This is a genomic window from Halobacillus alkaliphilus, assembly GCF_900113125.1.
In the GTDB taxonomy this organism is placed as follows: domain Bacteria; phylum Bacillota; class Bacilli; order Bacillales; family Halobacillaceae; genus Halobacillus; species Halobacillus alkaliphilus.
The window spans coordinates 17,747-29,558 of sequence record NZ_FOOG01000028.1 but is presented as its reverse complement, the minus strand read 5'-3'; the positions used below and the strand labels follow the sequence as shown (position 1 = coordinate 29,558).

The 11,812-nt window shown below is 43.0% G+C and carries 8 protein-coding genes; 6 read left to right on the top strand and 2 right to left on the bottom strand.

Annotation, left to right across the window (positions count from 1 at the left end; translation table 11 throughout):
* Positions 1 to 213 precede the first annotated feature (213 nt).
* The 5 genes from BMZ06_RS14090 (at position 214) to BMZ06_RS14065 (ending at position 6,619) form a co-directional block, all read left to right on the top strand.
* Positions 214 to 1,515, top strand: coding sequence for an ABC transporter substrate-binding protein (locus BMZ06_RS14090; protein WP_089752808.1), 1,302 nt, complete (start codon positions 214 to 216; stop codon positions 1,513 to 1,515).
* 65 nt (positions 1,516 to 1,580) lie between these two features.
* Positions 1,581 to 2,549: a carbohydrate ABC transporter permease gene (locus BMZ06_RS14085; protein ID WP_089752806.1), complete on the top strand. Its 969-nt coding sequence runs from the start codon at positions 1,581 to 1,583 to the stop codon at positions 2,547 to 2,549.
* A complete protein-coding gene (locus BMZ06_RS14080) occupies positions 2,536 to 3,375 on the top strand; it encodes a carbohydrate ABC transporter permease (RefSeq protein WP_089752804.1) in 840 nt (279 codons plus the stop codon). The genes BMZ06_RS14085 and BMZ06_RS14080 overlap by 14 nt, the downstream gene beginning before the upstream one ends.
* A 53-nt stretch (positions 3,376 to 3,428) precedes the next feature.
* Positions 3,429 to 4,772, top strand: coding sequence for a GH1 family beta-glucosidase (locus BMZ06_RS14075; RefSeq protein WP_089752802.1), 1,344 nt, complete (start codon positions 3,429 to 3,431; stop codon positions 4,770 to 4,772).
* A gap of 1,163 nt (positions 4,773 to 5,935) precedes the next feature.
* Positions 5,936 to 6,619 carry a CPBP family intramembrane glutamic endopeptidase gene (locus BMZ06_RS14065; protein ID WP_089752798.1) on the top strand — a complete coding sequence of 228 codons (684 nt, stop codon included), beginning with the start codon at positions 5,936 to 5,938 and terminating at the stop codon, positions 6,617 to 6,619.
* Positions 6,620 to 6,680: 61 nt separating this feature from the next.
* Here BMZ06_RS14065 and BMZ06_RS14060 read toward each other — a convergent pair whose 3' ends face one another.
* Positions 6,681 to 7,712, bottom strand: a complete 1,032-nt coding sequence (locus tag BMZ06_RS14060) for a LacI family DNA-binding transcriptional regulator (RefSeq protein ID WP_089752797.1) — start codon at positions 7,710 to 7,712, stop codon at positions 6,681 to 6,683.
* A 160-nt stretch (positions 7,713 to 7,872) separates the two neighbouring features.
* A complete protein-coding gene (locus BMZ06_RS14055) occupies positions 7,873 to 10,875 on the bottom strand; it encodes a carbohydrate binding domain-containing protein (RefSeq protein WP_089752795.1) in 3,003 nt (1,000 codons plus the stop codon).
* A 366-nt stretch (positions 10,876 to 11,241) separates the two neighbouring features.
* Between BMZ06_RS14055 and BMZ06_RS14050 the strand changes: the two genes are divergently transcribed.
* Complete coding sequence (locus tag BMZ06_RS14050; protein ID WP_089752793.1) at positions 11,242 to 11,724, top strand: sigma-70 family RNA polymerase sigma factor; 483 nt, start codon at positions 11,242 to 11,244, stop codon at positions 11,722 to 11,724.
* The last annotated feature ends 88 nt before the right edge of the window (positions 11,725 to 11,812 follow it).

Genomic DNA, 11,812 nt, shown 5'->3' with positions numbered 1-11,812 from the left:
TTGTAAAAAACTCTTGAAAACGGATACATTTCGTCTTATAATCAAGTTAAGTTCAAAGAAGAGCTCTTTTTTTTACACCAACCGGAAACCGGTTTCGAAACAGTTTTAATAAGGTTTTCTCTTTTTTTAAATAAAACAGAAACCGGTTTCGATAAAATGTGCAAGAGAGTAGAACTCTTTGGGAATTCATTTACTATTTAAGGGGGAAACGCAGTGAAGTTTAAGAAGAGTTTGCTAGTTGGTCTGCTTCTCAGTTTAAGTTTAGTTTTGTTCGCGTGTAGTAATGATGAAGGAACGTCTTCCAATGGAAGTGACGGAAGTGATGGAAATAATGGAGAAAAAGTAGAACTGGATTTTTGGGTGTTTGGTGCTACCAATTATGAAAGTCTAGCTAAAAAATACGAGGAAGAAAATCCGAACGTTACTATTAAAATCCGTAAGTCTGAACTCGGAGATCACCACAATAGTTTATTCACAGCGATTTCTTCTGGGACAGGCGCACCGGACTTAACCATGATTGAAGTGGATCAGTTGGACCGCTTCCGTGAAGCTCAGGAGCGTTTTACGAATTTGTATGACCTGGGAGCAGGCGACATCCAGGATGAATATTTAGATTGGAAATGGAAAGTAGCAGAGAACGAATCAGGAGATTTCCTGTTTGGACTTCCTACTGATATTGGACCAAAAGCTATGTATTATCACACAGGTGTGTTTGAAAATGCAGGTCTTCCAACAGATCCTGCGGAGGTAAAAGAGCAAATTTCCAGTCCAGAAGCTTTTGAAGAAGCGGCAGCAAAAGTTAAGGAAGCTACTGGAAAGCCAATGGTCGATAGTATGGAAATGGCGTTCCGTGCGAACATGGATGCTCTTGAAGTAAGCTATTTTAACCGTGAAGGTGAACTGCTTATTGAAAATCCAGATAACAAAGTAAAAGATGCCTATGATTTTGCGGTTCAATTAAATGAACAGGGATATGTAGGATCTTATGAAATGTGGACGCCGGAATGGGCCACAGCTTTAAACAAAGGTGAATTTGCTGTAGAGATGGCACCAGCCTGGCTTAAAGGCTACATGACAGAAAATGCACCGGAAGCTGAAGGAGAATGGCGCGTAACGACGCTTCCAGAACAGTTTGCTGGAAACTGGGGCGGTTCTTACATCTCCATTCCAAAAGAAACGAAGCATGCGGAAGAAGTTTATAAATTCTCCAAATGGTTAGTCAATCCTGAAAACCAATTGAAGTCATTTGTAGAAAGCGGATTATTCCCATCCACTCCAGCTACGTATGAAATGGAAGAGTTTACTCAGAATTCGGACGAGTACTTTGGCGGTCAAAATACAGCAGAAGTATTTGCGGAAGCGGCTCAAGAAGTTACCGCTGCCTATAAAGGACCGAACTATGTAACCGTCAACAACGAAGTTTTGACAGCTCTTCAAAACGTAAGTGAAGGAGCAAACCCAGAAGAAGAATGGGAAGCTGCTGTTACTAGAATCCAGGACATTATGAAACGATAATTTTTGAAATCAAAGGGCTGGATGCTGCTTATGATCTAGCCCTTTATTAATAGGAGGTTGTCTGGGTGGAATTAACAAGGGCTAGGGCTAAAGACAAGGCTGAACCGAAAAAAAGAAAGCTGTCTGAAAGTAAAAAAGATATGCTGTCCGGCTATTTATATGTAGCTCCTTTCTTTATCATTTTCGGCATCATCGGTTTGTATCCCGCTATATTCAGCATCTATCTTGCTTTTCAAAAGTGGAGCGGGTTTGGCGAGATGGAATATGTCGGTATGCAGAACTTTACATTGGTACTTCAGGATCCATTATTTTGGAAGTCGCTTTATAACACACTTATTATCGGGGTTATGGGTACTGCCCCGCAATTGCTAGTTGGTATTATACTCGCTTACTTTTTAAATTTAGCGGTCATTAAGTTTACGAACTTCTTTCGTGTAACCATTTTTATGCCGTACATTACGTCGATGGTTGCGGTCGCATTAGTGTTTGGTGTCTTTTTCAGTAACAACGAGTCGGCCCTTGCGAACTATGTAATCGGATGGTTTGGTGTAGATCCTATCAACTGGAAAACATCAGAATGGGGAGCGAAGATTGCTATCTCCTTAATGGTGTTCTGGCGATGGGTAGGATATAACACGATTATTTATCTTGCCGGCCTTCAAAGCATTCCTAAGGATTTATATGAAGCGGCTAAGATCGACGGGGCGAACGGCGTGCAGCAGTTCTTCCATATTACGATCCCTCTTTTGAAACCATTCATCGTGTTAACGGTCTTTATGTCCACGGTTGGAGCACTTCAACTCTTCGCAGAGCCTACTGTTTTCCTTGGTGGATCAGCGTTTAACCGTGATGAAGCGATGACGGTGGTTATGTATTTATACCGTGATGCCTTTAACCTGAATTCCTTCGGTACCGCATCTGCAACAGCAGTCTTACTGCTTATCATTATTGTTATTATTGCATCCATCAACACTTGGTTAACATCAGGGTCTAAACGACGTAAGAAAGTGAGGGCTAAACATGCCAAAGGCTAATAAGAAAAAATTCTCTATGAAATCGGTTCCGATATATGCCGTGCTGATCTTAGCATCTCTCTTATCCTTATTTCCGTTTTACTGGATGTTTGTCATGGCGACGAGACCAAGTGAAGCGTATAACTCCATTCCGCCAGCAATGATTCCCGGTACGAAGCTGGTTGAAAACTTTCAAAATGTACTGGATCAAATTCCTTTCTTCCAGGCCATGTGGAATACGTTTCTGCTCTGTACCATTACGACACTGCTCGTACTGTTAATTAGCACCCTTGCTGGATTTGCATTTGCCAAGTTTCATTTTCCGGGGAAAAATGTATTGTTTGTATCGATTTTGCTTACGATGGTTATTCCGCCTCAACTTGGATTAATTCCGCAGTATTATCTAGTTTCCGAACTAGGGTGGCTTGATACATTATTCGGAGCGGGTATCGTTTACCTGCTTAACCCGCTCGGAATCTTCTTAATGAGGCAGTATGTCAGCCAGTCGGTGCCGGATGAATTAATTGAAGCGGCTAAACTGGATGGATGTTCGAACTTCAGGATTTACCGTAGTATCGTACTGCCGATTATTAAACCGGCCTTTGCGACTCTTGGGATTATCGTCTTCACGTTAGTATGGGGCGAGTTCCTGTGGCAGTTCACCGTATTAAGGAGTCCAGAATCTTATACACTCCAGGTAGCGCTCGCTTCCTTGAATGAGTCGTATAATATGGACTTTGGCATGGTGCTGTCCGGTGTGTTCTGGGCAACGGTACCACTCATCATCATTTTCCTTATGTTTAATAAACTATTTATTTCAAGTATTACAGAAGGTTCTGTGAAGTAATAAAATCGCATGACTATTCGACTTAACTATAAAGCTATTCGGAGGTACGGAACATGACCACAATTGAATTTCCTAAATCAATGAAATGGGGAGCGGCAACAGCCGCTTACCAAATTGAAGGAGCAGCCGATAAAGGCGGCAGATCTCCTTCAATCTGGGATACCTTTTCCCATACCCCGGGAAACGTGAAAAATGGAGACAACGGGGACTATGCCTGTGACAGTTACCACAAATATGAAGAAGATGTCCAGCTGTTAAAAGAGCTTGGCGTGGACGTGTATCGCTTTTCTATTTCCTGGCCTCGTGTCATTCCCCATGGAAAGGGAGAGGTGAACCCTGAGGGAGTCGCCTATTACCAGCGTTTAATTGATTCGCTTCTTGAGAATGGAATCGAACCCATGATTACGTTGTATCACTGGGATTTACCACAGGCGCTGCAGGACGAGGGCGGCTGGGAAAACCGTGATACGGTCGAAGCGTTCCAGGAGTATGCAAAGGCTATGTACGAAGCGTTTGGAGATCAGGTAAAGAACTGGATTACCATTAACGAACCGTGGTGTGCTTCTTTCCTCTCCAATTACTTAGGCGTCCATGCCCCGGGTAAACAGGACCTTCAGGCAGCAGTGGACGTATCCCACCACTTATTACTTGCGCACGGAAAAGCGGTGGAAACCTTTCGTGAGATGGTTCCTGACGGGGAAATTGGCTATGCACCGAACGCGGACTGGCTGGAGCCGTTCAGCTCGGCTGAAGAGGATCATGCAGCCTGCCGCCGCGATATGCAGTGGAAGATCGAATGGTTTATGGACCCGGTGTTCAAAGGGAGCTACCCTGAGCTTCTTCAATCCATTTTTGCCGAGAACAATGCGTATCTTAAAGTAGAAGAGGGCGATATGGAAACGATATCTCAGCCGATTGATTTTATGGGGATTAACTATTATTCGGGCAGTATTGCGCGCTATAAAGAAGGCAGCGGATTATTCGAAGTTGAACCGATCTGGGTGGATTATGATAAGACTGATATTGGGTGGCCCGTCTATTCAGAAGGCTTCTATAAACTATTAACCTATATTCATCAGCAATACGGTGAAGTTCCGATTTATATCACGGAAAATGGAGCCTGCTACAACCATGAAGTAGAGAACGGCATCGTAAACGATCAGCCGCGTATTGATTATTTGAAAAAACACTTAACCGCTCTTCATCGTGCCATGAAATCCGGGGTTCCGATTAAGGGATATATCCTCTGGTCGCTTCTCGATAACTTCGAGTGGGCGGAAGGATACAGTAAGCGATTTGGCAGCGTTCATGTTAACTACCGAACGTTTGAAAGAACGAAGAAAGAGAGCTATTACTGGTATCAGCAGACGGTTCATAATAACTGGTTCGAGATTTAAGTTAAAGGTTTTGTTAAACTTCAGGGTTGATTTTAAGGTCAAGCTCCCGATACTGGAAGACTCGACTTCGAGACTTTTGTGAGAATTAGGTCCTGCGGGGGACGATTTCGCTTTCCGGCCCTGCACGACGCAGGGTCGTTCGACGTTGCCATACGAGGTGGCGTTCTTAGTCGAACCTCTTCTGTGGTAAGCTTCCTCAGGCTTCGCCTTCCGGGATCTTACCGATCATGTTCATCCCACAGGAGTCTTCATCGTCCCCCTTCGGACCTAGTGATATATTGAGCTCGAAATCATGTTTGAAACGCTCCGGTTTATTATGGAGATAAACTTATAACCCTGAGCGTGCACGTGTGGATAATTGCCGCTATAGAAGCATTTGAGGGAGATAATACATCCCTATCGCCTATAGAAAGGGTCCGTTCACTCTTCCATCATAGGGTGGCGAAGGAAACAAGGAGACTCCCGCGGGAGAAGGAGCTAGGCGAGACCCCACAAGGAGTGTTAACGACTGAGGAGGCTTATGGTAAAAAGGAGGATCGACTAATATCGCCACGTCCTATGGCAACGTCGATCGACCCTACTTCGTGTAGGGCCGCAGGAAAGCGAGTTGTTTCCGTAGCCAGCCCCTCTCTATATGAGCAACGGACCCTAGATATCTTGAAACTGAGTCTTAAAGTATACGGCCCTATTGTGTAATAAGCCTCTTATGAAAAATCAACAATAAACTTTAATAGAGTTCAGTTAGAAAAGACTGTCGGGAGATTATCCCGGCAGTTTTTTTATATCGATTTTTATTCTTAAAACTTGATGATGCAGGGTCTCGGAAAGCGATTTGTTCCCGGGAGAACTTTCAACGTAAATTAATATCTAAAACGAGTCTTACAGGGGTGGATGTGTATCTCCAAGCTCATCGTATAGATTTTATAGAATTAAATTTAGTTTCGCACAGAAAATTGAAACGATCTTGTTCTATAAACGTATATAAAGATGCTTCCTGAAGATATAGGTTAGGTTAATAAGTCCATAGAATGGCGAGAATTTAAATGGGAAAAATTACGTTTCATTTCAACGATAGGAGTGCTCCACTTTTGTTTCTTTTACTATTGGAGGTTTAATTAAGGAACAGAAATCTATTTACTTATTGAAATGAGGAGGCGGAAAGCATGATTAAGAGTCTGGCCATTTGGTTTTCAATCATAATCGGTGGATTTATCCTGTTTATCATCACGCAAATCCCTTTTCAAATGGGGTTGTTTGGTGGATATGAGGGTGTTGGTTTAACTCTCGTTGGATTATTACAAGCCGTAACGGTCATCCCTTTATTGTACATTGGATTACGATTTTTAAAGATGAGCTTTAAAAGCATAGGCGTAACCACTGATAATTGGAAAAAGGATAGCCTGTTGGGGGCAGCTGTAGCGATAGTATGGGCCATTGTACAATTTATTTGGATCATACCCCATACAGGCGGGGCTTCCCGTGAAGATATATCTGAGATACTCATAATGCTTGATTCTAACTGGGTGAATATTTTGTGGTATTTACCTCTGGGTATCATTGGCGGAGGGATCGTTGAAGAGTTATACAACCGTGGTTTTTTTATTGGCGCGTTAACAGGTATTTTTAAAGATTCTAAAGTTGTACTTTATATAGCTTCTGCTTTCTCCATTTTGTTCTTTGCAGCCGGGCACTTACCAGCAAATTTTGTAGAATGGGTGGATCTTCTAGTACCTAGTACAGCTTATACGATTCTTTATTTATATACGAAGAGATTAACCGCATCTATGGTTGCTCATGGACTGTGGAACACCATAGTCGTCATTGTAGTCACCATCATTTATTCATAGTTCGGTCGGCGCACAAAAAACTGTATCCTCCAGGGTACACCTTGAAGGATACAGTTTTATTTTAGGATGGAGAGCTCTCCGTCTGGACGAGAGCTTTACAGCTGTCACGAATGACGAGTTCAACCGGAACGACAATACTGTCGTTCATTTTCTGGCGGCTGTTGATTTGACGAAGCAATAATTCTGCAGCTTCTTTACCAAGTGCCTCCGTATTCTGACGGATGGTTGTTAAAGGCGGATTCACGAATTGCGCGATATCAATATCATCAAACCCGATAATAGAAAAGTCCTCCGGAACGCTGTAACCCGCGTCTTTAATCGCCTTCATAGCACCAATGGCTAATTCATCACCAGCTGCATAGACAGCGGTAGGAAGGTGGGGAAGGGCCAGAAGTTTTTTCATGGCTTCATAGCCTCCTTCGCGGGAAAAGTAATCTCCGTTTACAATGTATTCATCCTGTATATCGAGTCCTAATGATTTTGTCGAAGTTAAAAATCCATTCAGTCTTTCCTGTCCAGCAAACGTGGTGGCGTGCCCTGCGATATGAGCCATGGTACGATGACCCAGGGAATACAGGTAATCAACAGCCTTATAGCTTCCGTCGAAGTTATCCGATTTCACGACAGCAGATTCGCTGCTATGTAAATCAATGACCACCGTAGGAATGGTTGATTCCATGAGCTCCTTAACCTGCTTATCGTTAAATAATGAGCTGACGATTACCACGCCGTCGACTCCGCGGTATTTAAACTGTTCCAGGTAACTTTTCTTCTGGTTATTGATCATCCGGGAAGCAAATAGCAGATCATAGCCGAATATTTCTACATTTTTGCGGAAGCTTTCAATAACGGAACTGAAAAAAGGATGCTTCATTCCAATTCCTAATGATTCGATGAAAATAACGCCGATTGTCCATGATTTTTTCGTCGTCAGGGTGCGGGCATGAGAATTGGGTAAATACCCCATCTCTTCCACCGCATCTAAAATGGTTTTTCTTGCTTTCTGACTGACATCAGCATAGTTGTTAAGTGCTTTGGATACGGTTGTAACTGAGTATCCGGTTTTTTTAGCGATATCGTATATGGTTACCATGGTTTTATTCCATCTCCTCCGGTATCGAAAGCGCTTTCGATTGTTGGCATATATGTATTATAATATCGTGCCGTATTTATTGCAAGACTGAAAAAACAACAGAAAAAACCTTGAAGTTTGAAAAAGGAAGCTGCTTCATCAGCTTCCTTTTCAACATGAATTATTCGTATTCACTTGCATTCTTTACTTGTAAAACGACATTATCAATATAAACGTCATGAGCCTCAGCAAATTGTCCCATTAAAAACTTCAGGGAAACTGTGTCGTCCGCGGTCATGTTCCATTCGTAGTCGAAGCTCTGACTCTCTGTTCCAAGTGATATTTTTTCGCTGAAATACCTCTGGTAAGAAGCGTTTTCTACCGTAAGTTCGATGTCTCTCTCCACAGTGGACCGAGCATCAAAGGATAGTTCGTACGTGACTCCTTTGGACAGTTGGAGTCCTGGCTGTTCAAGGAGCACACTCCACATCTCATTACCTGCATTGGTAATACGAGCTTCAAGCTCTCCACCGTCAGCTGTTATTTCCGCCCCGGCATCGAAGTGAATATAGGTAGACCAATCGTCCAGTCCATTTGTAAAGTCTCCGTTGGTTAAAGGATAAAGGTCAACGTTACTGTAATCAATAAAACTGGATGTTTGAAGGAGGACGACGTTGTCCAAGTAAATGCTGGCTGACTTTCCGCCTGCATGAAAGACAAGCTGTCCTTCACGATCTGTGATGTCCTGTGGCATTTCAAACGTGACTTCGTGCGTATCCATATCTTTCGTTAACTGAACCTCCTGCTCGGCATAACGAACAGTTCCATCCTTACTCAGGAAAGCCACTTCCATCGTTTGATTCTCGTCAGCACGCCCTTCAAACGTAAGAGCGTACGTATTTCCTTTCAAAAATTGAAGTCCCGTTTGGCTCAGCTGGACAGCCTCAGGGGAATCTCCGCCTTCGGAAACGTCCAAGTGCAGTTCGCGCGTTTCTGAGTCAACGCTTGCTTCTGCGACCGCATCTTCTTTGGTATTCAAATTCCAATAGCTCATGCGGGACTGATCTCCCTGGTCAAATGTTCCATTGTACACATGATTTCCATCTGAAAGCGGCGTCTTTTGATCACTTGTCTCTTCTGTTCCCGTAATATCTTCCATGCGGACATTTCCAATCCAGACAGGGGCTGTTCCGTTTGCGCCCATATTGAATTCGAGTCTGGCGGCAAGATCCGTTTCCTGGTTCAGGGTAAAGGTGTACTCATACGACTGAACTTGATCCGAGAGGGCGATCGACTGTTCGCCGGAGTAGTTGGCATAGCCTCTTTCCGCTCCGCCCGAAACTTTGGTCATCATATTTCTTGATGTATTGGATTTAGCATCAAAATTGACCTTATATGTGTGTCCTTCAACGATGGCTGCATTTTGTATCAGCTGAAGCGACCACAAGGCGTTTCCAGGATTACTAATTTCGGTTTTGGCAAACGTCTCTTCATCGACATCGGAAGTTGTGATGGAACCAGCGCCTTCAAAGTCTGGCAGCTGAAGGAAGTTCCAATACAAAGGATCGTAGGAAGCGCTTCCCGAATTTACCTGATTGATTTCTCTAGTGTATTGGTTATCATAAATAAGATTTCCGTCTTCGAGAGGCTGCTTGGCATCCTCAGGAAGCTGTTCTTCTTCTACTTCAGGTTTAACCGGTTCTTTATAATCGCGTCCGGTTAGTTCATAGACACGGACGTAATCCACTTCCATGATACCTGGAAAAGGAGTAGTTTCGTCTGCATTTCCGCCGTACCATCCGCCAACAGCGAGATTCATAATAAGATAGAATTCCTGGTCAAAAGGGGCAGGGTAAGTATAGTTTGCTGCTTCGTCTTTCCCTTTGCTGAACCAGTTATTAAGAGTTTGATAGAGTTCTCCGTCCACATACCAGCGGATTTCTCCCGGTTCCCATTCCACTGAATACGTATGGTAGTCCGTATAATCGGTTCCCACCGGAAAATGATATTCAGTGCCGCGGTACGTATTATTCGGATATTCCTCTCCATAATGAATCGTGCCGCCAATAGTGCTCGTGTCTTTTCCTGCTGCTTCCATAATGTCAATTTCACCTGAGGAAGCCCATTCTCCGTAGACACTGTCTTCCGGCATCATCCAAAAAGCCGGCCAGAATCCTTGGCCTTCCGGGAGTTTCATTCTCGCTTCAAATTTACCGTACTTCTTACTGAATAAACCCTTCGTTTTCAGCTTGGCGGATGTATAATCGTAAGAGCCAAACTGATCCGTAATCGGCTCTTCTTCTTTTTGAGCTTTAATAACTAATTTTCCGTCTTCAATATATGAATTTTCCGGAGAATCGGTGTAGTATTCCTGCTCGTTATTTCCCCAGCCCGGAGAGATTCCTTCTCCATTTTCATCGACGATCCAGTTGCCGATGTCGTAGGTCCACTTGGAGTCATCTATCTCGGCTGTCATAAATTCATCTGACCATACGAGAGACCAATCCGTTTCTTTTTGACCGGGTTCGTAAATTTTCACATGATTCACATCGGAATCGATTAAACGTACGTGATTCTGAACTTGCTTGTGTACGTAAATCGTTCCTTCTACCGTGACGTTTTCTAACTTCGTCCAGCCTTCTTTGGTTCCTTGTGTGATGTATAGATCGCCAGTGATCGTTGTATTTTTCAGGGTAACATCCTCTGAACTGATCACCGCTGTACCTTCAATGGTTTCATCCTGATATGTACCCGGCGTGGTGTACGTTCGCTCGATCAGCCTGTCAAAGATCTCCATCGCTTTTGATACGTTAAGGGGCTTTTCAGCCTTCACGCTTAGTTCATTGGAGGTTAATTTTTCTTCTTCGGGCATGAGATAGGCCATCATCTCGACAGCATCTTCTTGTTTAATCACTGAATTTTTAGATGCTTCATCCTCTAAGACAGTTTTCCAATAGTCAGCCTCTTTGTCTTCATATCCAAACACTCGATTCACAAGGGAAGCAAATTCCGCTTTCGATAAAGCAGCATTAGGATTTTTTAAGCTTTTTTCCAAGCCGGAAAAGATCTCCTGCTCACTCCACTCATTCGCAGCTCCTTTCTTTGACTTGGCTAAAACAGGGGAAGCTGCTGATACAAACACCATCACCAGCAAGATACAAATGAACAACCATTTTTTCAACATGTATTTCTCCTCTAAGGATTATATATGATGAAGCGGGGGAGCCCCACCAACCATCGACAGGTAACAGAAACCGGTTTCGTAAAAGTGTAAAAAAATAAGCAGAACGTAAGTGGGTGCAAATGCGAAAGCGCTTTCGTTTTTTCTGAAAAAAATAAAACTTCTAGTAGGTCCCTGTTATGTTAGTCCATATCTTACCACAATTTTCTGAATTGGCAAGAGGTGTCTGAAATAGAATTACTGGTTATTATTTAATAATTATAGTGTAAAAGGACTAAAATTTATAAAAACAGTCTATCATTTTTATCCATTATAGGTAATAATAAGGAGGCGCGTACTACCTGATTGAATATTCAATAGAAAAGAGAAATGATGAACCAGTTGCCTTGTCCATTTGAAGAATACCATTCCCTTGTGCATCATGTACTGCATCAGTTAGGTATGCCGCTTCCCTATGAGGATTACATACAGGATGCCTACTTTGTTTATGAGCAGTGCATTCAGCGTTACGACCCTTCACTCGCTAAATTTTCTACTTATTTCACCTGGCAGTTAAATTACCACTTTCGAACTATTATTCAAAAAGAGCAACAGTACTGGAACCGAATTTCGATTATGTATCCGAAAGAGAAGGGGTTCTTTCCTGATCCGACATCCGAGTTTAATCAATTCTATGATGTATTTTACTGCAGTCAATTGAACAGCCTGGAGAGTGAGATTCTTCATTTAACGCTGCAAGGTTATACAGTGGAAGAGATATCGGCTGATCGATCGGTCAGTGTGTCGACGGTGAAAAGGTACAGAAAAAAGATCAAGCATAAGGTAGGAAGGAATTTTACGAGTGAAGAGTAGAGGAAGGGAACAACAAAGCTGGTAAGGAAACATGGAGACTGTCTCAATCGAGGCGGTCTTTTTTCTATCTATTAGACTAGGTCTTTGT

Bases quoted from the DNA above. Each gene is read 5' to 3' on its own strand.
- BMZ06_RS14055 (WP_089752795.1), bottom strand. From the start codon at position 10,875: ATGTTGAAAAAATGGTTGTTCATTTGTATCTTGCTGGTGATGGTGTTT.
- BMZ06_RS14075 (WP_089752802.1), top strand. From the start codon at position 3,429: ATGACCACAATTGAATTTCCTAAATCAATGAAATGGGGAGCGGCAACA.
- BMZ06_RS14080 (WP_089752804.1), top strand. From the start codon at position 2,536: ATGCCAAAGGCTAATAAGAAAAAATTCTCTATGAAATCGGTTCCGATA.
- BMZ06_RS14060 (WP_089752797.1), bottom strand. From the start codon at position 7,712: ATGGTAACCATATACGATATCGCTAAAAAAACCGGATACTCAGTTACA.
- BMZ06_RS14065 (WP_089752798.1), top strand. From the start codon at position 5,936: ATGATTAAGAGTCTGGCCATTTGGTTTTCAATCATAATCGGTGGATTT.
- BMZ06_RS14050 (WP_089752793.1), top strand. From the start codon at position 11,242: ATGATGAACCAGTTGCCTTGTCCATTTGAAGAATACCATTCCCTTGTG.